At 56.5% G+C, this 22,217-nt stretch carries 21 protein-coding genes, 2 pseudogenes and 9 riboswitches; of the genes and pseudogenes, 18 read left to right on the top strand and 5 right to left on the bottom strand.

Features of this window, described 5'->3' with window-relative positions:
• Positions 1–538: 538 nt before the first annotated feature.
• The 4 genes from PEP31012_RS20055 to PEP31012_RS20040 all read left to right on the top strand — a co-directional run bounded on the left by PEP31012_RS20055 (position 539) and on the right by PEP31012_RS20040 (position 4,651).
• Complete coding sequence (locus PEP31012_RS20055; protein ID WP_174978329.1) at positions 539–1,159, top strand: histidine phosphatase family protein; 621 nt, start codon at positions 539–541, stop codon at positions 1,157–1,159.
• Positions 1,160–1,197: 38 nt separating this feature from the next.
• A riboswitch (Fluoride riboswitch) is annotated at positions 1,198–1,263 on the top strand.
• A 120-nt stretch (positions 1,264–1,383) separates the two neighbouring features.
• The gene (locus PEP31012_RS20050) at positions 1,384–1,704 is read left to right on the top strand and encodes a DUF190 domain-containing protein (protein ID WP_150591050.1); all 321 of its coding nucleotides are present in this window, start codon (positions 1,384–1,386) and stop codon (positions 1,702–1,704) included.
• A gap of 12 nt (positions 1,705–1,716) precedes the next feature.
• A riboswitch (Fluoride riboswitch) is annotated at positions 1,717–1,781 on the top strand.
• A gap of 53 nt (positions 1,782–1,834) precedes the next feature.
• Positions 1,835–3,886, top strand: coding sequence for a dynamin family protein (locus PEP31012_RS20045; RefSeq protein WP_150591049.1), 2,052 nt, complete (start codon positions 1,835–1,837; stop codon positions 3,884–3,886).
• Positions 3,887–3,934: 48 nt separating this feature from the next.
• Positions 3,935–4,651, top strand: coding sequence for a 2,3-bisphosphoglycerate-dependent phosphoglycerate mutase (locus PEP31012_RS20040; RefSeq protein ID WP_343039910.1), 717 nt, complete (start codon positions 3,935–3,937; stop codon positions 4,649–4,651).
• Positions 4,652–4,684: 33 nt separating this feature from the next.
• Here PEP31012_RS20040 and PEP31012_RS20035 read toward each other — a convergent pair whose 3' ends face one another.
• The gene (locus PEP31012_RS20035) at positions 4,685–6,247 is read right to left on the bottom strand and encodes a MutS-related protein (RefSeq protein WP_150591047.1); all 1,563 of its coding nucleotides are present in this window, start codon (positions 6,245–6,247) and stop codon (positions 4,685–4,687) included.
• Complete coding sequence (locus tag PEP31012_RS20030) at positions 6,244–7,938, bottom strand: MutS-related protein (RefSeq protein ID WP_150591046.1); 1,695 nt, start codon at positions 7,936–7,938, stop codon at positions 6,244–6,246. The genes PEP31012_RS20035 and PEP31012_RS20030 overlap by 4 nt, the downstream gene beginning before the upstream one ends.
• A 39-nt stretch (positions 7,939–7,977) precedes the next feature.
• Positions 7,978–8,042: riboswitch (Fluoride riboswitch) on the bottom strand.
• Positions 8,043–8,109: 67 nt separating this feature from the next.
• Positions 8,110–8,171: riboswitch (Fluoride riboswitch) on the top strand.
• 260 nt (positions 8,172–8,431) lie between these two features.
• Here PEP31012_RS20030 and PEP31012_RS20025 point away from each other — a divergent pair.
• Both PEP31012_RS20025 and PEP31012_RS20015 read left to right on the top strand, forming a co-directional pair.
• A complete protein-coding gene (locus PEP31012_RS20025; RefSeq protein ID WP_150591045.1) occupies positions 8,432–9,604 on the top strand; it encodes a hypothetical protein in 1,173 nt (390 codons plus the stop codon).
• Between the two features lie 304 nt (positions 9,605–9,908).
• Positions 9,909–10,326, top strand: a pseudogene (locus tag PEP31012_RS20015) (transposase); the annotation flags it as partial.
• Between the two features lie 166 nt (positions 10,327–10,492).
• On the opposite strand, the gene crcB reads toward PEP31012_RS20015, so the two are convergent.
• A complete protein-coding gene (gene crcB / locus PEP31012_RS20010; RefSeq protein ID WP_150591044.1) occupies positions 10,493–10,870 on the bottom strand; it encodes a fluoride efflux transporter CrcB in 378 nt (125 codons plus the stop codon).
• 42 nt (positions 10,871–10,912) lie between these two features.
• Positions 10,913–10,978: riboswitch (Fluoride riboswitch) on the bottom strand.
• A 79-nt stretch (positions 10,979–11,057) separates the two neighbouring features.
• Positions 11,058–11,118, top strand: a riboswitch (Fluoride riboswitch).
• Between the two features lie 77 nt (positions 11,119–11,195).
• On the opposite strand from crcB, the gene eno reads away from it, so the two are divergent.
• From eno to PEP31012_RS19970, 8 genes are all read left to right on the top strand, one after another.
• Positions 11,196–12,494, top strand: coding sequence for a phosphopyruvate hydratase (eno, locus tag PEP31012_RS20005; RefSeq protein WP_174978333.1), 1,299 nt, complete (start codon positions 11,196–11,198; stop codon positions 12,492–12,494).
• A gap of 16 nt (positions 12,495–12,510) precedes the next feature.
• A complete protein-coding gene (locus PEP31012_RS20000; RefSeq protein ID WP_150591042.1) occupies positions 12,511–13,020 on the top strand; it encodes an HAD hydrolase family protein in 510 nt (169 codons plus the stop codon).
• A riboswitch (Fluoride riboswitch) is annotated at positions 13,021–13,084 on the top strand.
• A gap of 150 nt (positions 13,085–13,234) precedes the next feature.
• Positions 13,235–13,552 carry a DUF190 domain-containing protein gene (locus tag PEP31012_RS19995; RefSeq protein WP_150591041.1) on the top strand — a complete coding sequence of 106 codons (318 nt, stop codon included), beginning with the start codon at positions 13,235–13,237 and terminating at the stop codon, positions 13,550–13,552.
• A 59-nt stretch (positions 13,553–13,611) separates the two neighbouring features.
• Entirely contained in the window at positions 13,612–14,145 is a 534-nt protein-coding gene (ppa, locus tag PEP31012_RS19990) for an inorganic diphosphatase (RefSeq protein WP_150591040.1), read from the top strand.
• 56 nt (positions 14,146–14,201) lie between these two features.
• Complete coding sequence (locus tag PEP31012_RS19985; RefSeq protein WP_150591039.1) at positions 14,202–14,639, top strand: hypothetical protein; 438 nt, start codon at positions 14,202–14,204, stop codon at positions 14,637–14,639.
• A gap of 31 nt (positions 14,640–14,670) precedes the next feature.
• Positions 14,671–14,731, top strand: a riboswitch (Fluoride riboswitch).
• Between the two features lie 166 nt (positions 14,732–14,897).
• Positions 14,898–16,124 carry a cation:proton antiporter gene (locus tag PEP31012_RS19980; protein WP_150591038.1) on the top strand — a complete coding sequence of 409 codons (1,227 nt, stop codon included), beginning with the start codon at positions 14,898–14,900 and terminating at the stop codon, positions 16,122–16,124.
• 14 nt (positions 16,125–16,138) lie between these two features.
• A complete protein-coding gene (locus PEP31012_RS19975; protein WP_150591037.1) occupies positions 16,139–16,555 on the top strand; it encodes a universal stress protein in 417 nt (138 codons plus the stop codon).
• A 31-nt stretch (positions 16,556–16,586) separates the two neighbouring features.
• Positions 16,587–17,096 (top strand): HIT family protein, encoded by a 510-nt coding sequence (locus PEP31012_RS19970; RefSeq protein WP_217427153.1) that lies wholly within the window; start codon positions 16,587–16,589, stop codon positions 17,094–17,096.
• A gap of 55 nt (positions 17,097–17,151) precedes the next feature.
• Here the strand turns inward: PEP31012_RS19970 and PEP31012_RS19965 are convergent, their stop codons facing one another.
• Complete coding sequence (locus tag PEP31012_RS19965; RefSeq protein ID WP_174978328.1) at positions 17,152–17,499, bottom strand: DUF190 domain-containing protein; 348 nt, start codon at positions 17,497–17,499, stop codon at positions 17,152–17,154.
• Between the two features lie 40 nt (positions 17,500–17,539).
• Positions 17,540–18,862, bottom strand: coding sequence for a voltage-gated chloride channel family protein (locus PEP31012_RS19960; protein WP_217427152.1), 1,323 nt, complete (start codon positions 18,860–18,862; stop codon positions 17,540–17,542).
• A 76-nt stretch (positions 18,863–18,938) separates the two neighbouring features.
• A riboswitch (Fluoride riboswitch) is annotated at positions 18,939–19,003 on the bottom strand.
• 578 nt (positions 19,004–19,581) lie between these two features.
• On the opposite strand from PEP31012_RS19960, the gene PEP31012_RS19955 reads away from it, so the two are divergent.
• The 4 genes and pseudogenes from PEP31012_RS19955 (at position 19,582) to PEP31012_RS19940 (ending at position 22,214) form a co-directional block, all read left to right on the top strand.
• Positions 19,582–20,145 carry a Chromate resistance protein ChrB gene (locus PEP31012_RS19955; protein ID WP_150591035.1) on the top strand — a complete coding sequence of 188 codons (564 nt, stop codon included), beginning with the start codon at positions 19,582–19,584 and terminating at the stop codon, positions 20,143–20,145.
• A gap of 76 nt (positions 20,146–20,221) precedes the next feature.
• Positions 20,222–21,544, top strand: a complete 1,323-nt coding sequence (locus PEP31012_RS19950) for an MFS transporter (RefSeq protein WP_246171392.1) — start codon at positions 20,222–20,224, stop codon at positions 21,542–21,544.
• A 43-nt stretch (positions 21,545–21,587) separates the two neighbouring features.
• Positions 21,588–21,935: pseudogene (locus PEP31012_RS19945) on the top strand (YkvA family protein); the annotation flags it as partial.
• Between the two features lie 45 nt (positions 21,936–21,980).
• Complete coding sequence (locus PEP31012_RS19940; RefSeq protein WP_150591033.1) at positions 21,981–22,214, top strand: EamA family transporter; 234 nt, start codon at positions 21,981–21,983, stop codon at positions 22,212–22,214.
• Positions 22,215–22,217: the final 3 nt, after the last annotated feature.

Genomic DNA, 22,217 nt, shown 5'->3' with positions numbered 1-22,217 from the left:
TGATCTGCTGCCGCACCGTTGGACGCCGGCCGCGCCCTGAAACCTGACCCGTCAAGACGGGTTTGCCGGTCGCTTACCCTGAAATCAGAATTCCGTGTCGATGGAAGTAGTGCGTCCTCCAAGGGCTGAGAGGGCCTCGAAAGAGGATGTTGGGGGGAAGCATCTAGTTGTCCGTTTGGCGGCAAAGTGAACTCAGGACGACCCGGAGCATCATGGTTGGTGTGGCGCCAAATGATCCGGAATTGTTCCGAATCATTTGTGATCGAAACCGTTAAAATCGATTCGACCATCGGGCGAGGCCCTACACTCACGGGCTAAGTATATTGCCGACCAGAGGTGATGATCGGCGCAGTGATAGGCTGTGCAGTGGCTTAAGAAGAATACAAATTGTATCTTGCTGCATCCTTCACGGGAGACGGCAGCCTGGATCCTGATGTACCCACCAACTCGAAGCGGCGCTATGCTCCCCAAATGGTGCATCCAGGGATGCCCTCACGCTGGAGATTCATTTCAACTGCAGCAGGCAAGGAGGACTCAAATGACACGAATTCTCTTGGTACGGCACGGACACGTCGAAGGCATCGAGCCGGTACGATTTCGAGGTCGGTCTGACACGCAACTCACCTCTCTCGGCAGGACGCAGGCATTAAGATTGGCTGCCAGACTTCAAAAACACTCGCCTCCTGCATTCGTCTACACCAGCCCGATGTCTCGCTGTGTCGACACCGGGACGTACATTGCGACTGCGTGTACTGCAACAAGTGCTACGCTGGGATATTTGAACGACCTCGACTACGGTAACTGGCAGTGGTTGACGCACGCAGAAGTCAAACAGAAATGGCCTGAAGAATTCGAGGTCTGGCGAGCTAAACCACACCTCATGCGATTCCCCGGCGGGGAGTCTCTTCAGGATCTGGTGTGCCGGACCGCCGACGCATTGCGATACGTTTTAGATAAACACGCCAACGAGCAGCGTCCAGTGGTTCTGGTCGGACATGACAGTGTCAACCGGGCGCTGTTGATTCAGTTGCTTGATCAACCGCTTTCGGCTTATTGGCGCATAGAGCAATCTCCCTGCGCCATCAACGAATTTGATGTCGGGCCTGCGAGTATCAAAATCCATCGTGTGAACGATACCGCCCACCTTGAGGAGGTCTAAGGAGGCCAAACGTGTGCATCTGTTAGTGCTAGAATCGTAATGACACAGGAGATGGCATTCCTCCTTCAACCGTCGCGTTCGCGACTGATGATGCCTACGTACCCCGAGACATGCGGGATGTAGGCTTATGAATTTCCCTCCCAAAGTTTCGGACCGATTATCGCTCGGCTATGGCACGTTCGTCGCGTGCTCATGGCCAAGGAACGCATTGGGAGAAATTCCATATGGCCAAAGGCAGCCAATTAACGGTCTACTTCACAAAAGACCAAAAAAAGGGCGGGCAAGGTGCCGACACATGGATTGCATCGCTGATTGAGCAAACGGGCATCCATGGTCAAACAACGGTGCAAGCATCTACGGGTGTGGGTGCAGACGGTAGGCTGCACGCGGCCCGCTTCTTTGAGTTGGCCGATGAGCCGGTAGCCATCACTGTCGTTGCGGAGGACGAGAAGGTAGACGCCCTAATCGCAGCGCTTTCAGCCGGCGGCGTCAAACTTTTTTACACGCGAATTCCCATCGAGTACGGGTACCTCGGAGGAGATTAGTCCAACACAGCTAGCGAATACGGGGATGGCATTCCCCGAAACAACCTCCGACATCGGATGATGATGCCTGCGCGACTGCACTGGCCTCCGGCCAAGGTGCAGAGTGTTCGCTGATGCGGAGCATGACGAAATGACAAACTCACAGCATGCCGTGTCGCCCGAGATTGCAGACGCGCTCACCGGGCTTCTTGAGAAATTTGACGAACTGCGCAGTATCCTCGATACGTCACCGGCGGACTTTCGCATTCCGCAATATTGTGACGAAGAGCCGGCGCTGGTCCGGGACACTGTGCTTGATGCCGTTCACCGAGTCCGCCTCGCGATATTTGATCTGATGAGCACTGTCGGTGCTGTCACGTACGTCGACTCAAGAGACACACTTCAGGCAATGCGCTCTTGCCTCGACGAAATCGCGGCCACGATTACACGGCTCGACGTCTCTCTTCGGCAATCGTTAACGCACGGCTCTCCAGACGGCTCGCGTCACTTTAGGCTGTTCATAGAACGCGTCGAAGAGGCCGCCGAAATTGTGCGCTGTTCGGTGGACGCCGCGTACACACACGTTGACTCCCCGACTTCAGCGACTTCGAACACCGCAGGCGAAATTCCACTCGATGACCTACTGCAAACCTGCTCACACTTCGGGTTGAGCTCGTTGCAGGAACGTGCTGAAGTGTTGGTCGAGCAACGCACGTCCTCCGCCTTACAAGTTCTACTCGTTGGCCGGTCCACCTCCGGAAAAACATCTCTGACCAACCTCGTCGCCCCCGCTGCCAATTTGCCGACGGGGCCGGTGCCAACCACCGCTGCAACCACGTTTATCGAATCCGGCGAACACGCGGGCATCCATATCCTGTTCTCAAATGGATGCCTTATGGAAGCGCCTGCGACGCAACTGGACGAATACCTGAACATCCAATGGAACAGGAGCAATGCGCGACACGTATCACTGGTGAAAGTGGATTTACCCATGACGAACATCGGTGACGGTCTGGTGATCATAGACTCGCCTGGTATCGACGGCCTAGAAGTCAGTGGCTGGTGGTGGCGATCCTCGCCGTACTTCGACTTGGCAGTTCTCGTCGTGGATGCACAGGGCCTCAGCAATCTGGACCTACGAATTGCAAGTCGGGCACTGGATCTGGGCGGCGAACTCGCCGTATTGATCAATAAGGCAGATCAACTCTCGTTGCGTGAACAGTGGCAAGTTCTCGAACACGCCGACAAAGTAATGAAGCGCTCGTTCGGCAAACATATCCCGATATACCTTTCGAGCGCGAAAGGGGATCGTCGGGCATTGAACGATCCGTGGCTGGAAGGCCTATTCAAGGAAAGCATTGCGAAGCGCGAGCAAATCAGAGGCGGCGTGAGGTCTCGGCGGATTGGCAACCTGCGGCGAGACGTAGTACGTGCACTAGGCGCAAAGATCCAAACCTTCGAGTCGCAATCTTCCCCCCAAGACCTGGAGAGTCGCTCAACCCGGTGCCATCAGGCACTTTGTCGTGCGGAGCATTGCCTGGAAAACCCGCCTACTGTTAGCATGATCGAGACGAGATACGCGGCGACCATATCCGAAGCCGTTGCAGAAGCGTGTGAGAATATCGTCGAACTGATACGGCAGGGTCCCGACGACCTAGTTGATCCTGCACCACTGATCCGGTCTTCGCTTAGAGGTCGCGTCAGTTCTGACGCGGAGTCCTTGATCCAACAACTTAGGCAACGAGAGGCCGCGTTTCGCGAGTTCGTGACGTATGCCAGGCAAGCGATATCCGATTCTCGCACTGACTTCGACGGTCACTACCCTCGCCTGCCAGTTCTTCCTGAAATAGATTTCGGTCCGCTGACAGCTGGCAGATTTTTCGACGAACTGAAACGTCAATCGCACTGGCGAACATTGCATTCACGTGCCATGCGTGCATTGGCGAATCTGCGGGTATTTGAAATACTAGCGGTTTGGACGTGCGGGACCGGCGGGTTGCTGAACGAAACAGCTCAGGGGTGGGCTCAAGCGAGGCGCACCTGGCTGGACAGCGAGCGAAGCCGTTTGACAGACCCGCGCAACTCCGTAGCGATGCGCCTCTCAGCGATGCAGGAGGCGCTAAAGCGGCTGACGAGCAATTGTATGAGCGGTGCCGCGAGTGGCCCCGACAACACTACGGGTGCTATCGGCAACAACATTTAATTACTAGTCGCGGTAACTGAGGACAGGGAGAGCCCGTTGGGGACCATTGTGTTAGTGCGTCACGGTGAATCCCTCTGGAATCGCGAACAGCGCTTCACAGGGTGGACAGACGTCGAATTGACACCGCTCGGAGTGAAGCAAGCGAGTCATGCAGGCAAAGCGATTGCGGATGCCGGACTGCGATTCGATGCCGTTGTCACGTCGAGCCTTCGGCGGGCATCTGACTCACAGGGGCATATCCTCGCTATGACGCCGATGCCCGAACAGCTTCGTTGCATCGTCGACTGGCGATTGAACGAGCGTCACTACGGTGCGTTGACCGGAATGGGTCGCGCGGAAGCCGAGATAATCTACGGTACCGCCACAGTGCACCATTGGCGCCGAGGTTACACGTCCCGGCCCCCGCCGATGAATGCTGCGCAGGCGCGGAGGCTGGTCGGCAAGCTATCGGCCCCTTCGAGGAAGGAAATTCCGTTCATCCCGCGCACGGAATCGCTACAGGACACGTTTCATAGGGTAGCGCCATGCTGGCGAGACACGATTGCCCCGTTGCTGCGCGTCGGACGCTGTGTGCTCGTCACCGCGCACGGGAACAGCCTTCGAATGCTTATCGCCGCTATCCACGGCACGGATCCAGCTGCATTTTGTGCGATGGATGTCCCCAATGCGACGCCCTTGGTCTACCGCCTCGATTCGAAACTACGTATCAGGAACGCTCTTGAATTACCGACAGGCGCCGACGGCCGAACGTCGCTGATTCTGTAGTCTTGCATGCGTCGCAACCACCGAAATTCCAAGTCACTCGGCTCTCGTCCCTTCGGTAACCGGCAACCCTGTCTGAGTCGGTTCATCATCGCGATCCAGGGCCTCGCCAAAAATCCGACGGTAGAGGTCGTCGCCGAAGCTCGTCTCAAGTGGCGCGCCCTCGATAAGCCGGAAACTCCGCGTTCCATCCTCGTTGCGAGGTGCACGAAGGAACAACGTCTTGCCAGACTCCGATGCGACGACAGATCGGGCCAAATGGTAAAAATGGGTGACGAACAGCACCCGAATCCCTTTATCCAACATGGCCCGGATGACATCGTGAGCGATTGCCGATCCTTCTCTTTCATTGGTGGCGGCAAACGATTCGTTGCATAGCAGCATGGAGTTCGGAACGATCTTCTTCGCTATTCGACTCATTCTCGACACTTCCTCGTCGAACTTCCCACTGTCGAGCCCAGCATCCTCCTCACGTTTGTAGTGCGTGAACAGGCCTTGGAAGAGCTCGCTCTCGTATTGGTCAGCTCCGACCAGCATCCCCGCCTGGAACATGAGCTGCGAGATTCCCACACTCCGCAGAAAGCTCGATTTTCCGCCTTGATTCGCCCCTGTGATCATGACTAGCGACCTGCCCGTTGCATCGACACGATTTCCTACGATTGCCTTCCCCATCTGGAGCGCGAGACACACGTCGTACATCTCGTCGAAGCGTAGTCCCCGCGAGCCGGCTGGCGCAACAGTAGGAACGCAGAGTCTCGCGCCAATCGAACCAAGTTGGCGCTGCAGATTCAACTGGGCCCGATAGAACGCTAGCTCAGTACGCAAAAGCACGAAGAATCCAAGAATGTGCTCCATGGACTGAGCCAGCGCGTTGGCAACGGAATTGATCCCCCGGCCTTGAATGTCATTGAGGGCTTGCGCACCGGCGTCATCCCGCTCAGGGATTTCGAAGGTGAATGCAGATTTCCGTCGCCGGATAAGCCTGCGCCACCAAGGCCGCTCGTCCGCATTAGGTAACCGAACCACGTAATCGATGCCCCGCCCGTCCTTCCCTAGGGAGGCGCTCAACAACACCCCTCGGCGGAAGTGCAGAATTGCCAGATGACGCTCAACTTCGCCCAGGTACTCCTCAGAGAGTTCTTCCTTGAGCATCGAGAAAAGGCGTCGAAAACCATCGGAGGAAAATGAATGCTCGTTCTTCTCTGCGATTAGCCTAAGCTCCCTGAGCTTCCTGACGAATATCTCCATGACTTCACGTGCACCGTGCAGCACTGCACTTGGGTACATAGAGAGAATTCCAAAGTACGATTTCCCCTTCTCTTCTATCGCGCTCAATGCCACCTGATAGACAGCATCGATGACTTCCGTATTCTCCTGGCAGTCGCGCAGGACCGCATGTCTATAGCGAATGGTCTGCGCATCATTAGTCAGCGCACCAAACGTCGCTCGCCCGGCGACCTCATACAGGAACTCATCGTCTGCCGCCATGGCATGCCAGAGCGTTGGCAGCGCAAGATCTTTGGCCAGTTCGTCCCGATCCCATGCGCCTTCGGCCGGTGGCGAGAAGTCGCGGTCCGGGTGCATTAGGAACACGTTCATGACGGCACTCTCCTCATCAACCAGTCATAGGTGATTTCATACTTCTCGGCAATGGCGTGAGCATATGCAAGACCATCTGCGATTTGACGTTCAACTCGGAACGTTCGCACGGCCGGATTCTTCGGGTCGATCATGCTGACCATGCTTACCGTCTTATCATTGATCGTAGAGAGCTCGTCGATAAACGTGACGCAGACGCAATAGGCATCCAGCGCGGAGAGCTTCTCAATTAGACGTGTTCCGAGCTTCATCGCGTCCTTCAACGACGTCGACGAAAAAATTTCGTTCATGATGATGACGCTTCTGGAGGTCGCCTGCTCCAGGATCAGATGCATGCGAAATAAGTCGTCTTCCAGCTTTCCTCGAAGCGTCGTGAGATCCTCAGACTTCTCGAAATGGGTGAATATTTCATCGAAAAGATAGAGTTTGGCTGCACGCGCCGGCACAGGAAGGCCCAATGCAGCCAAGTAATGCAGCTGGCCGAACATCCGCGCGAAAGTCGTTTTCCCACCTTGATTTGGCCCCGACACGACGATGATCCGTTCCGGGCCGTCAAGCCGAAAGTCGTTCAATATCACTGACGAATGGTATTGCACCAACTTTTCCGCGAGCGCAATGTCGAATACGTCAGTCCCCGCGATGTCCCCTTTCTCCGAAGTGACATCCGGGTAACAAAACGGCAATCCCGCTTCTCGAAAGCGAGCGATGTAGCTGAAGTAGCCGAGATAGAAAGCTACCTCGTTGTCGAATTTTACTAAGCCGGAATCTCTAAACGATGATCGCTGCGTAAAAGCGTCAAGCCGGGAGAACGTATCCGGATACCGGCGCGCCACCAGGTCGACAATCCACGATTCAACATGATTCATGTTGTCCGCGTTTCGATAGTTCACTCGGTAGTCACGAACGGTATTTTTTCGGAACTTGGCGAATGTGTTGTGAATGGCTTCACTGTAATCTTGCTCGTCACCAAATGGGTAGACTGTCACTTCACCGCCATCGACCCACACGCAATATCGGACATTCGCGAGCGTGTCGATGAGTCCAAAGACCTCACCCTTGAGTGCAGTGTACTGGGGGCCATGAGCATATTCGATCACGTACTCCTGCATGCGCAGAAGGCCGGTGGATCTCAGGTCTACCCCATCGAACGCCTCCGTCACCCGATCTACTGCGGCGCAATATTGACGGGCCGCGTCGAGAAACCAGAACTTCTTCTCGTACCCGAAATAGGCCTTGAGTGACCGTTCCTCGCTTTTTCTAGAGTGACGCATGAGCTCGGCAAATTCCCTGACTGCCGCACTGACCGTCTGCTGCTCAAGCTCTGCTGCGACCCCCTGCCGATACGCGATATCGGTCAAACGTTCAAGCGGCGTATTGAGAATAGGATTCAGATCAAACTCTGCCTGGTTCGTATTGACGTGTAGCATCACTGACCCGAGGTGGAGGTCAACAAACGTCGGAGGGGCCGTGGACCTGAGCTCTGCAGGCTCTGGCCCTTCATATAGAAGACTAGGCGAGAGCGCCGCGTGCTGGCCGCTGTCTCGAGTTGAGGTGGCCACCAACTTGTCTGAGGAGGGGCGCGCGTAGCGCGCATTATCAACCGCGTCGCGGATTTCCCGGGACATCAGTGCAGTCGCAGATTTGGTTGTGGAATTTGCCATGCTGCCTTCCATTTCGCTGAACGCGTTCATGGCAACTGGGCATAAAAAAGCCTACGCGCCCGTCACCGGGAAAACGTAGGCATCATTAGCCGAGGATTCGGCGCTTGAGGGAGAATGCCATCTCCACGATGCTCAGTCTAGCACGCGATAGTTCTTTGGGCAAAATCTGACAACGTGCTACTCCCGACGCGCTGCGATATACTCGACCACGGGGATGGCATTCTCCCATAACCGCCCGCCGGGCTGATGATGCCTACAGGTCGCACCGTCAAGTGCGAGTTTGTAGCATTGCCGACGGGAGTCGTTCGTGAGCACGACACAACCACACATCGATAGCTGCCCTCCTTTCACATCGCGCCTCTTGCCTGTCGCGAAGGAAGACGCTCCGCCGAGCCAGGCCCCATCCCGCAAGTCGCGCAGCATTTTGCCAAGATTCTGCACCTGCCACGTTTGTTCGGACGTCCAGACGGCTCAATTGAAATATGTGTCTGGATCGCTGCTTGGAAAGCGCCGAAATGACTCCGTGAGCGAATCGCTGGTCGGCACGCTCGGCTTTTGCCAACAGCACACCTCCGACCTATCTATCGTCCTTGCAGGAAATACAGTTTTCCGAACGCGCGCGATAACCGCAGTCGATTGGTTCGAGCAGATTTTCGCATCGCTACCCCAGACTACCGACAAAGTTCGCACCATGGTTTTCGGTGCAAGACACAAATGCCCTGCCTGTTGGTATCGAAAACAGCGGGAGGGGCAAAGCCTGGCAAGGTTCTTCAGATCCTTGCCGCAAGATCGAAAGGCGTCTGATCGTCTGCTCGCAACACAACTTTGCCTCGACCACCTGCGAGCCGCAGTGACTTGCGTGTCGGTAGAGACTGTGGCGCAGGCCCTTCGCATCGCGCGGTTGCGAATCCGCAAGCTGGACGACAGATATGGCACCTGGAGCTTAGACGGCCAACAGCTGGCACGCGTACCCAGACTTTTTTCGCTGGAGCGTGCCTCGCTTCTGGAGGAGCTAGTTCGAGCTGACCTCAGAGACGCTTCAGCCGGAAGTCGCGTTCCAGCAGGTCACTATCCGCTTGACGCGATATCGAGCACAACTATCGGCTGTGTAATTTGCGACGCAGTCGTTTCGGCACAAAAATTGTGGCGCGAACGTTTCGTTCACGCCGTCGAGCAGCAACAGCCGCTGTGGCTTGTGAGTCCGACGTGTACAAAGCATGTCGCAGAGGTCCTGATGTCTCCTGATGAGGATTGCCAGTACGCGGCATGGAGCAGCCATAAAAGCATGCTGGCGAAAGGCATCAAACCGAGACCGCACAAAACACCACAATCTGCGAGACGTTTTCGCCGTAGCGCCAGTTGGAATCTCGCCGTCATCGATGAGGTATCGGATAGTGAGCGGGCGCTGGAGGTGCTAGACGCGGAGGACTTCGAATTAGATGCCCCTCCCTTACGGGATGCCGCGTGCCCTGCCTGCGATGCCGAAGCCATCGCTCAGATGAAGGCGCTTCTCCGGACCAGCCGTCTCCTCCACCAAGGCGTATCTCCGGGCGAGGTTTGCCTGAAGCACTTTGCGGAGATTTTCATCCTCGAGCCCGACCACGTTGTGCGCACGAACCTTGTCGCATCACAGGTGTGCAGACTACGTCGGTTGGTCGATCGTGACCCCGTCGGCGCTTTCGGAACGTTTTCGTGACCTGAAAAGCGGTTGGGTCACCCAGCTCGAAGGACGTCATCTCAGCGAGGAAAAAGTGGGCACGTCGCTTCTACAGCAAGCAGATCGGCCAAACCGAACAAAGTCCAGAGCGGCGCTGAAATTCGTAACCATGATTGGCGTTCTTAGCTTCTTCGCCGACTTTACCTATGAAGCCGCGGTATTCTAGGGCCGTTCTTGGCAAATCTGCGCGCGACCGCGACCGTAGTCGGGGTCGTCATGGGAATCGGCGAGCTTCTCGGATAGGCATAAGACTGAGTTTTTGACTAACACCAGGCAGGAAGTGATGGAAGTGATGACGCGGCCGGAGCGTCGCCGGCGCCGGACGGCGGAGCAGAAGCTGGCCATGGTGCGGAAGCGTTTCGAGCCGGGGAAGTCGGTTTCGATGGTCGCGCGGCAGCACGGCGTGAACCCGAACCAGTTGTTCCACTGGTGTGTCGCGCTCGAACGTATCGGTACGCCGGGCGCGCGCGGCCACATGGCGCGACAAGCTGCAATCCAGACCGACCGACGATGCGGTGGTAATGGATGAAGTGCGCCCGGTTGTCTGCGATTTGCCCAGCCATGGCTATCGCCGCGTTTGGGGCACGTTGCGCACCGAACGCGTTGCTGCCGGACAGATGCCGTTCAATGCGAAGCGCATCTATCGCGTCATGCGCACGCATGTCCTGAGCTACAGGGGCAACTCCACTCGGCCCCAGAGAAATGGTCTTCCTTGTGCTCACCACGGTAGTCGAAATCCTTACCGTTGTTTCCGGACGTGCCTCGGTACTTCGTTGGTCATTGCACACAACCATCTGCTGCGCCTTAGCTTTTAGGGCGTTCTTCCCATGAGTCTATGCGACGTCCGCTCTCTGCCCTCTAGGGCGGTCACTGAAGAACGACGACAGTTGCGTAACCCAACGCTGTCATAAGGACCGAGCAAGTGACATGAATGCCGATTTCACCAAACGCCCAGGCGTAATGCCCGGCCTGAAGATGGTTGAACACCTCTGCGGAAAATGTGGAGAATGTTGACAAGCCGCCCATCAGGCCGGTGATGACGAACAGCCGCCACTCCGAAGGAATCTCCGGATATCTGGAGAAGAACGCGATCGCGACGCCAATGATGTAGCCGGCGATTAAATTCGCTGCCAAGGTGCCAAGTGGAAGGTCAATGAACAGTGCGTTTAGTCGAACACCTATCGCCCAACGCAGCAGTGAACCAAGTGCGCCTCCGATTCCGACGGCTAAGACGGCTGTGTACATGGACGAACCCCGGGGTAATAAAAAGGCGTGTTCAGCACGCCGAACCTCGTAGGCATCATCAGCCGTGCTACCCGGCGGTTTTGGAGGAATGCCATCTCCCTTTCGGGTTAGTCTATCAAGTCCGGCGCCGCAATGTCGAGAGACGACAACTTCTCGATGAAACCTCATGGCGTTTCGGGTAGACTTCAACAACATAGGAGATGGCATTCTCCTTCAACCGCCTCCCGGCTGATGATGCCTACGAACCGACGGGCCCTCGCCCTTCGGAATTTGGCAACGGCGTGTCCTATGCGGCATGTCCCATCGGGAGAGCGTCATGCAGTCCATTCCCCTCATTGAAGCGCTTCAGGCCAGAGAAATTCTCGACTCTCGCGGCAACCCAACACTTGAAGTCACCGTCACGGTCACGGGCGGCGTGACCGCTACCGCGTCATGTCCATCGGGTGCATCGACAGGAACATTTGAAGCAAAAGAGTTGCGTGACGAAGACACGTCACGCTATCGAGGCAAAGGCGTACGTCACGCAATGGCCAACGTAAATGGCCGCCTGGCTGCGTCGTTGCATGGCAAACGGGTGGACAGTCAGCGGGAAATCGACAACTTATTAATCTTCCTTGACGGAACACCCACCAAATCTCACATAGGGGCAAATGCGGCGCTCGCGACTTCTCTGGCGTGTGCAAGAGCGGCGGCTGAATTTCATCGAATACCACTTTATGCCTATCTGGGAGGCTCCAACGCTCACGTACTCCCGGTGCCGATGTTCAATGTCGTAAACGGCGGTGCCCACGCCATAGGCGGGACAGACATCCAAGAGTACAAAATCGTGCCCGTTGGTGCCCCGACGTTCGCAGAAGCGCTCCGATACGGCTCGGAAATTTATCACGAGCTAGGAAAAGTCATCGTCTCTCGCGGGTACACGGCCAACGTTGGCGACGAGGGGGGCTATGTCCCCGGCGCACCAACCAATGAGCTGGTTTTGATGTTCCTAATGGAAGCCATTGAGCGGGCTGGCTATGCCGCTGGCACTGACGTCGTCATCGGCCTTGATCCGGCCGCCAGTGCATTCCGCGAAGGGGATGAGTACTTCCTTCGCCTTGAAACGATGCGCCTCACCTCCGACGAGCTGATTTCCTTTTGGGCTGACTGGCTCGACAGATACCCGATCGTTTCCCTAGAAGATCCTCTGGCAGACGACGATTGGAATGGATTCGCTAACATTACACAGCGGCTTGGTGGTCGAGTGCAGATTGTCGGCGACGACCTGTTTGTTACCAATCCAACGTACCTGCGCCGCGGCATTGATGAAAAGTGCTGCAATTGCGCGCTAATCAAGCCTAACCAGATTGGGACAGTTTCTGAAACGCTAGATGCGGCGAGCATGGCCCTGCATGCGGGGTATCGATGCATGGTTTCGCATCGTTCTGGAGAGACGTTAGATACCGCAATAGCCGATTTGGCCGTCGCACTCAATTGCGGACAAATAAAATCAGGAGCGCCGGTTCGCGGAGAGCGAGTCGCGAAGTACAACCGTCTGCTTGCGATTGAACACGAGCTTGGAGATGCCGCGACTTATGCCGGCCCAAAGGCATTTGCCGTGACCTCCTCAGTAGACGCTAGATAAAAACGGGGAGGACTTGATGCTATATATCGATATCCCAGGGTTCGGGGAACTCTCGTTAGAACATATCGTCCTCGATTTCAATGGCACATTAGGCCGCAACGGTGTGGTGCTTCCCGGAGTCACCCCCCTCCTCCATGTCCTCTCACGCGATGCGCTGCTACATGTGGTCGCAGGGGACGTATATGGCGATATTGCCGAACGCGCCAAGGATCTCCCTGTGCATTTGGTTTCGCTACACGGTGCGGAACAAGGGGTAATGAAGGCCGACTACGTTCGCCATTTGGGAGCACCGCGAGTGGCGGCCATTGGAAATGGGCGAAACGATGTCGACATGTTCAACGCCGCACGTCTGTCGATTGCCGTCATCGGACATGAAGGCGCAGCGTCAGAAGCGATTGCAGCTGCTGACATCGTGACTAGCCTTATCCACTCTGCATTGAAGTTGTTTTTGTACCCGGATCGAGCCGTTGCTACGCTTGCCACAGCTACGTCGCAGCCACTAATGAACCGTAATATGCTAGATTAGACGCAGATAGGAGATGGCATTCCTCCTGTAACCGCCATTTTTGGCTGATGATGCCTACGTACTGCTGACGCGGGGCGTAGGAGTTCGTCCCCGTCGACCACGAAAAATATAAGCTGACGGAGGGACCTATGCGAGACAAACATCCTACTAATTTTTCTTTGGGCTAGCGGAACTGCGCCCGGACTTCGCTCGCGTGGCTCCCGTGGAGGTCATCATGCAAGGATGTCAGCTCACTTTCTATACCCAGCAAAATCATCGGCACGGCCATCAAACGGTAGCCGAGTGGCTCATGCTCGAAGTGCGCCGGTTGGGCATTCGTGGCGCGACAATGATTGCCGGCGCTGAAGGAATTGACCACGTCGGCAAGCTTCATGCCGCACGATTTTTCGAACTCGCCGAACAACCGATTGAGGTTGTGCTCGCCATTACAGACGAGGAGGCCGAGCGTCTGCTCGAAGTTGTGCGAACCGAGCGAGTCCATGTCTTTTACACGCGCTTCCCTATCGATTTCGAGATGCTCGGCGATAGCTAGCCTGCTGGGCTTGTCGCCGTGCGAAAAACGACTCTTCCCTGCCCAAAGGCTCATCCTCTATGGACTTCAACAGCATCCCCGCTGGGACTGGCATCCCGGACGATTTCAACGCCATTATCGAGATCCCCGCTGACGCTTTACCGGTCAAGTATGAAGCTGACAAGGCGCTTAACCTCTTTCGTGTTGACCGATTCCTATCGACCAGCATGCGCTATCCGGCAAACTATGGTTTTGTCCCGAGCACGCTGTCAAAGGATGGGGATCCTGTTGACGTCCTTGTCGTCGCGCCGTATCCGATACAAACCGGCGCATTGGTCCGATGCCGCCCTATCGGGTTAATGAAAATGACCGATGAGGCTGGTGAAGACGCAAAAGTCATCGCTGTCCCGGTAGACAAGATTTGTGCGGCCAGTGTTGGTATCGAGGTGCTGCCTGACCTAGGTGAAGCGCTTCTCATAAGAATCGAGCATTTCTTTACGCACTACAAGTCCCTTGAGGCCGGCAAATGGGTTCGCTTCGAGGGATGGGGCGACATTGACGCCGCCCGCAAAGAGCTCCTTGATGCGCAAGCCGCGTTCAAGCCACACGCCTAGGCGCACGTGTGCTCCCTGGCACTTTTACGTACGAGAGCGAATACGGGAGAATATGAATGGAAGTGCAGGTTTCAGATGTGAACGCCCGCATCGGGCGAATGATGGGCGCCAATCCAAAATCGCGCTGGGTTATTAAAGACAGCAACGACAACATCTTGGCAGGCGACGTAGCCGACGAGACAACTGCGTTAGCGATGATCCCTACGATTTGCGAGAAGACGGGCCGACCGGCCGGCGAATTCCGAGCTATCAAGGAGGCGCGATGGCCAGACTATCTCGGGGTGTGCTCGATCGAACAAGAACAGACTGAGTTCACTCACTGGGCTATGCGCCAGTTGGGGCATGTGTCTGTGTTTGGCTTCGATGAGCGGCCGTCGGACGAAGCGTTTCTTGTTATTGACCAGAACGGCAAGCGCGCGACAGGCAGGACTCTCGCAGAATGTCTGTATCGGCTGGTCGAGTACAGACGAGCCCGTTCCACCGTGATGGCTTGAATAAGGAATTCTCACCTTCTATACTCGGCAATAGTAGTAAGGAGATGACATCCTCCTCAACCGCCGCAACGGCTGATGATGTCTGCGCTCACCCGGGTTCGGGGTGCACAGACGTTACTGCGCCCCCGCTCGAAGATCCAGAGATTTTCGGTCGGAGGTACATGTGATTTTCTGCAAATTTCCTTCCTATTTCGGCCGATTTTTTTCTCTTCACGCTTCCTGCAGAGTGAATGTGCGCTCGGTCGTTGGGGGTGCCAAATGAAGGACGTTTGGTTCCTCGCGTCTATTTGGCTGGCGATGGCATTAATCGCTACCCTGCTTTCCATTTGGTTTCGCATCGCCACAGCACTCTCTGAGATTGTCGTCGGAACGGTTGCGCAATTGGTCATCGGAGCCGTTGTCGGTGCCAGTGTGCTGCAGACCGACTCGGGGTGGATTCAGTTTCTCTCGGGTACTGGCGCTATCGTATTGACGTTCCTCGCCGGCGCAGAACTCGACCCACAGGTCTTCCGCCTCAAATGGAAAGAGGCTTCCGCCGTCGGTCTGATCGGCTTCTTCGCCCCGTTTCTAGGCTGCTTTGCGGTCGCCTTCTTCGTACTGCATTGGGATTGGCGGGCCAGTTGGTTGGTCGGCATCGCGCTGTCCACGACTTCCGTGGCCGTGGTTTACGCGGTCATGCTTGAGTTCGGCCTTAACGCTACGAACTATGGAAAAACCGTGCTTGCCGCATGTTTTGTCAACGACCTGGGAACCGTGCTTGCCTTGGGTTTCATATTTTCGCCCTTCTCGCTGCGCACACTCATCTTCTTTGGTGGACTCGCGCTTGCATTTTGCATACTGCCGTGGATAACCCCCAGATTCTTCAAACATTATGGCAACCGACCGTCCGAACTGGAGGCGAAGTTTCTGCTGTTAGTGCTTTTCGGTCTGGCTGCATTAGCAACGTGGGCCGGCAGTGAAGCAGTGCTACCCGCCTACATCGTTGGCATGGTGTTGGCCGGCACTGTAGGGAAGGATCACGTCCTGATTCGGCGACTACGCACCTTGACCTTTGGTTTGCTCACTCCGTTCTACTTCATTCGCGCGGGGTCCTTCGTTTCCGTTCCGGACATCATCGCGGCGCCGATTCCGGTTCTCGTACTGCTCGGGGCAAAAATCGTAACGAAATGTGTCGGTGTATATCCGGTAGCGCGCGGCTACGGGTCTCCCAGACGAGAGTCAATGTACACAACCCTTCTCATGTCCACGGGACTGACGTTTGGGAGTATTTCGGCGTTGTTTGGCTTATCGCACGGAATCATCAATCAAGCACAGTATTCCTTCATAATCGCGACGGTCATTGGAAGTGCAATTATTCCGACGCTAATCGCAAATGCAGCATTTCTCCCCAAACATCTACTCAGACAGCAAGCTTCTGCCAGTGAAGGAACGGCAGAGCCATCGCTGGATCTCTCGTCAGCCAAGTCGACGCGAACGAACGAGTAATTGCGGAGGTAGCCATGTTCAAGACCATCATTCTCGCGTTCGACGGATCGCCCGCCGCCCTAAAGGCGTTCGATTATGCACTCGATATCGCTGCAAAATATCGCGCCGTTTTGCACGTACTTGCGGTAGCAAGACCTCCGGAAATTGCTGAGGACGTCGAAACGGAGGCGCTACTTGAGCAAGCCGAAACATATTTTGACGAAGCGTTCGCCCAATTACGGGAGCGAGCAGCCAACGCTGGACTCTTAATCGAATGCAGCGTTCGCGTCGGTCATCCTGCGGAGCAAATTGTCATTCTCGCGGAGGAGTTGAATGCCGACCTCATCGTCACCGGACATAGGGGGCGCGGGGTATTCGAACGATGGCTTTTAGGATCGATATCACGCCTCGCAGTTGCCTACGCCCACTGTCCAGTTCTCGTCGTTCGGTAATCGATCGGCATTTCATCATGAAGAGGACTCCATGACCACGGCACAGACGATTTCGATGGTCGGTCTTGCGCTATGCGTGATGTATATCGTCAACCTAGTACTCGACTCCTACCGTAAGGAGGAAGCAGGCCGAACCGGGCACCTCCGGTCTCGCGTCATGCGCGCCGACGACGTCGAATGCCCGTTTTGTTTCGACGATGGTAAGGCCGTGTTCCGCCGAGCTTATGCACGAGTCATCTACGACATCAACCCGGTGACAACCGGGCACATGCTTATTGTCAGCACCAGACACGTGTCGTCTTATTTCGACCTATCGGGAGATGAAAAGCGTGCAATGTGGGATCTGGTTGACGAAGTCAAAGCGTTCCTCGACAAGCAATTCGAGCCAGACGGTTACAACGTCGGGGTGAACATCGGAGGGGCGTCCGGACAGACGATTCCGCATGTCCATATCCATGTCATTCCACGATATGTCGGCGACACACCATGGCCTCAAGGCGGAGTTCGTGGCGTAATCCCAGAGCGCCAATCCTACGAATGACTAACGTGACACGCGCGTGCCTGCGTATGGTCAGCATGCGCGTGCCAGGGTTTGCTCAAGTCCCCTTCGCGTTAATTTCGCAAGGGAAAAACACAGCTCGAACGTTTTCCAGATGTTCGTCGTGATGGGCCAGAAACTCGCGAAGCCTGTGTTCAAGGTCGATCAGCTCGATGCAGTGAGGCAGCCTATGGGGTCGAGCGTCCGAATGGTCATGGCTGATCTTGTCTCCGGGTAGGTAACCCGCCTTCACGTGGTGCATTACGACTTGGTGAATACCCGCTTCGCTCGCCTTTTTGAGAAGATGTGACGCAAGTGACGGGCGGGCCACCTTATGCCAGAAACGAGAGGGGCGAACGCGAGCCGAGTGATGAAAATAGAGCCTGAGCGCGAAATGTTTACTCATGGTGAAGTAATCCCGAATGCGATTGAGAGTTTTAGCGGAGCTACTGTCGTTCGGCCGAAGTATCTGGTCGGGACGCGCGATCACGCCGGAATGCATGAATCTCAGAGAGCCTGAGCCCCTCGGGAATGGAGATTCGCTTGGCGTGTCCGATGCGTTGCGCACGGTATATGCCCGTATGCCCAGAGAAAAGATAGCTCACTACGCACGCGACGGCCGCGTAGGCACCAATTTGTGGGCCAAAAATCTCGATTGCCATCACCGTTGAAGCGATAGGAGTGTTAGCGGCACCTGCAAACACCGCAACGAACCCGAGGCCAGCGAGCACTGGGGCTGCAAGCGGCAATATGTGCGACAAGGCATTGCCCAATGTCGCGCCGATATAGAAGAGTGGGGTAACTTCGCCGCCCTTAAATCCCGACCCCAAAGTGAGAATCGTAAAGCCGGCTTTGCCAAGGAAGTCGTACCAAGGCAATTGATGATGGAAGGCGTCGACAATGGTGGGAATGCCAAGCCCGAGATATTGAGGCGTTCCAATGAGTGCCGCGGTTAGCGCGACGAGGATGCCGCCAGCAAATGGGCGCAGTGGCGCAAACTTGAAAGCCTTTTTGAACAGTGCAGAAGTTGCATGCGTACCTTCGGCAAATAACATTCCTGCCACGCCAAATACCGCTCCCGCCGCAATCACGAGCAGTAAGTGTACTGCGTTGACCGGTGGCATCGAAGCGATAACGTACTCTGTGTGCTGGATACCCCAAGCACGGGTCGTCAGATCACCTACGATTGCGCCAACAAAACATGGCAACAGAGCGTCATATCTCAGCCGCCCCACCGCCAGGACTTCGAGTCCAAATATTGCGCCCGCCAATGGAGTCCCAAAAACAGATGAGAAACCCGCACTGATGCCTGTCATCAGTATGACCCTGCGTTCTTCGCTGTCGAGTCGTACAAAGTGGGTGAGTTGATCTGCAAGTGCGCCTCCCATCTGAACAGAGGTGCCCTCTCGCCCGGCAGACCCGCCAAAAAGATGGGTTGCGACCGTGCCCAAGAACACGAGCGGAGCCATGCGAAGAGGAACTACCTTCTTCGGATCATGAATCTCGTCGATGAGAAGATTGTTTCCGCCCTCTACACTCTGCCCGAAGATCAGGTAGAGCCAGCCAACGACGAAGCCGCCGACGGGAAGCAGCCACAACAACCAAGGGTGAGCTAGACGTGTGTCGGTCGCCAATTCGAGCGACCACAGAAAAAGTGCAGAAGCGCTGCCGGATAGGCCTCCGACGATGGTCGCTAACGCAACCCAGCGCCCGAGATACGGCAGCATCATCAACTGCTCTCTCGCAGCTGACAATTTATGGATTTTCATGAGATTTCCAGGTTATTCAGACACGAAAAACCTGGACAAGGGGGAGCAAGGGCGGCCCGCATCCTCCTGTATCCAGGATTAAGCAGGCATCATCAGCCCCGCGAGGGCGGTTTTCGGAGGAATGCCATCTCCGTGCTTCGAGGTCGAAGTCTACCAGACCGGCTGAAAGGCAGCAAACCAGATTGCAGGTACGAGCGGGGCCGCCTCGTCGCCCGAGCTTGGGGCACGCGCGCTTGGCTTAAAGCCGGCTACGTTTCAATTTTGGAATGAAAACACAAACACCAGCTTGTCCGGACTCGGGAATTCTCTAACCGGTACAGCAACTTGCTTCCAGCGCGATTTGATGCACTTCGAGGTGCCGACGCGAAAGCACGACGAGCTTTCCATTGGTGCCTGGCTGGCGCAGCCAGGCCAGCAAAGCCGCCTTGCCGTTGTCTCGGCGCTAGTGCACGTCGTTGAATTGACTGCGGTGTATTTCCGACGACGGTTCGGCCAACGTATCGTTGATACGTCGGTTGGCGCGGGTGACCGAGCGTGCCAATTAATCGTCAATGCGACTCTATTCGGATGGCTTTGCATCGCATGGTCTGACACCCGGTTAGGGTATGCCTCAACCGGACAGTAAGTGAGAAATGCAGAAAATAAATTCATAAGGTTGCTACTATAGTGTAACGACAGTTACATTTAGATTGTGCAATCGAATAATGGGCAGAGTCCAAATGAACACGCAGAACTGGCTAATGCTGACGTACAAAGTCCCGCCCGAACCGGCCAAGAAGCGCATCGCGCTGTGGCGCAAGCTCAAAGGCATGGGGGCCGTCTATCTGCAAAACGGCGTCTGCTTGCTGCCCAAGACCGACGACCACACCCGACGACTCAAGATCATCGAAAACGAGATTCACGAAATGGCAGGCGAGTCGGTCCTGCTGGAGACGGTGGCACTCGACCGCGCGCAGGCGGACAAGGTGCTCGCCCGTTTCAAGGCTGATCGCGACGAGGAGTACGTTGAATTCCTCGACAAGTGCAAAGACTTCGAGGCTGAGATCGCCAAGGAAACGGCGGCAAGCCATTTCACCTACGCCGAGCTGGAAGAAAACGACGTCGATCTGAAGAAGCTCCAGACCTGGCTGGAAAAAATCACCAAGCTGGACTTCTACGGTGCCACGCTGGCCGCAGAGGCGTCCGAACGGCTCAAGGGCTGTGAAGCCTTGCTGGACACCTACGCCCAGCGCGTCTACGAAGCCCACGAAGAAAACCGCAGCGCACCCAACGAGCCGCAATGACCTCACCAATGCGGCTTCTGATCACGACCCCATGCTCGCCACGTTCGAGATCTGACCATGAACAAGGAGCGCAATCATGTATCGGCCAACGCTGGCCGAACGCGTCTACCTACGAGCAACGGCAGAAAGAGATATCGAAATGACTAAAAAGAACATCACCACCGAAGCCGCCCCACCGGCAGAGGCGCCCAAAGGCTGGCTCAACCGCACGGTTGTGGGTGCGGGAATCACGAGTTCAATGGGGGATTTCTGCTACGAAACTACCACCGTCATCCTGCCTGGCTTTTTGGCGGTGCTCGGCATCCCGGCCGCTGTGCTGGGTCTCATCGAAGGCATTGCTGATGCCATTGCCGCCTTCACCAAGATGGTGGCGGGCTACGTCGCCGACAAGCTCGGGCACCGCAAGCTGTTGGTACTGGTGGGTTACGGGCTGACACCGGTCGGACAGGTGCTGATCGCACTGGCGGCTGGCTGGCCCCTGTTGCTGCTGGGGCGGATCGTGTCCTGGTTCGGCAAGGGGCTGCGCGGCCCTCTGCGTGATGCGATCGTTGTTCAGTCAGTCACGCCGGAAACCAAGGGCCGGGCCTTCGGCTTCCATCGCGCAGCCGACACCATCGGTGCGGTCCTTGGCCCGTTGTTGGGGGTCACCTTGCTGGGCTGGGCGGAGGGGCTCCATTTGGACGGCGCGGCCAACCCATTCCGGTTGGTGCTGTGGCTGTCGGTGATCCCTGGCGTGCTGGCCGTCGTTGCGTTCCTGACTCTGGTCCAGGACCCGCAGCACTCGCCGAATCCGGCGCTCAAGTTCTTCAGCTCGTTGCGCAGTCTACCTGCGCGCTTCAAGCGCTATCTCGGCGCGGTCGGCCTGTTCGGCATCGGCGATTTCTCTCACTCGCTGCTGATCCTGGCCGCGACCACCTTGCTCACGCCATCGCTGGGTGTCCTGAAGGCCGCCCAGGTCGCCGGCCTGCTCTATGTCTGGCGCAACGTGGTGCAGGTCGTTCTGTCCTACCCGGTCGGCGCGATGGCAGATCAGGTAGGGCACGTGCCCATGCTAGTTGTCGGGTATGTGCTGGGCGCCCTAACGGCCGCCCTGACAGCACTCGCCTTCTGGCTTTCGGTGGACAGCGTACCGCTGCTCGCTGCCATCTTTTTTGTCGCTGGCTTGTACGTGACCGTCGAGGAAGCGCTGGAATCCACGGTGACGGCGGAAATGGTGCAGGCCGACACGCTGGTGATGAGTTACGGCGCTCTGGGTACGGTCAACGGCACGGCCAAGTTCATCTCCAGCGCCACAGTTGGCGTGCTGTGGTCCTCGGTTTCACCGACCCTCGGTTTTGGCCTGGCGGCGTTGCTGATGGCAGCCGGGACGCTGGCCTTGCTCCGCGTCGGGAACGATTAGCGTATTGAGGCGGCCCGCTATGACACTAATCTCAAACGCCAAGAAATGGGCGCGCACGATTAAACGCGACGTGCATGCCGTATGGTTTGCCGCGCGCGACCTGCGCACGCCGTGGTTCGCCAAGGCGCTTGCACTGGTCGTAGCCGCCTATGCGGTGTCGCCCATCGACTTGATCCCGGATTTCGTTCCGGTGCTCGGCTACCTGGATGATCTGGTAATCGTGCCACTCGGCATCCTGCTGGTTGTCCGGATCATCCCGCCCGATGTGATGGAGGAACATAGAGAAGCCGCGGCCAAATCCACCGAATGGCCAGCCAGTCGCTTGGCAGCTGGCGTGGTCGTTGCCATGTGGGGCGCTGGTATTGCGCTCTTGGTCAGACTGTTCATCTGAATGTCATGAGCATTGATCTGGCCGCGCGGCGCAGAACTGTGGCCCATGTTATTCCTTCTACTATCCGGCGTGGCGACGAGGCTGTCGTGGCTGTTCTATTACCGCGCCTTGCGGATGGCGCCAGCATCGATGGTCGCGCCGATCGATAAGCTCAGCGTCGTTTTCGCCATCGTCCTGGCGATGGTGTTCCTGGGTGAACCGCTCACGCTACGCCTTGCGGCAGGAGCCGCCCTGGGTGTGGCTGGCATTCTGGTGCTGGCCTGGCCGGTTGGGACATAGGAG

Source organism: Pandoraea eparura (assembly GCF_902459725.1).
In the GTDB taxonomy this organism is placed as follows: Bacteria; Pseudomonadota; Gammaproteobacteria; order Burkholderiales; family Burkholderiaceae; genus Pandoraea; species Pandoraea eparura.
This window is presented reverse-complemented; position numbering and strand designations above follow the sequence as displayed.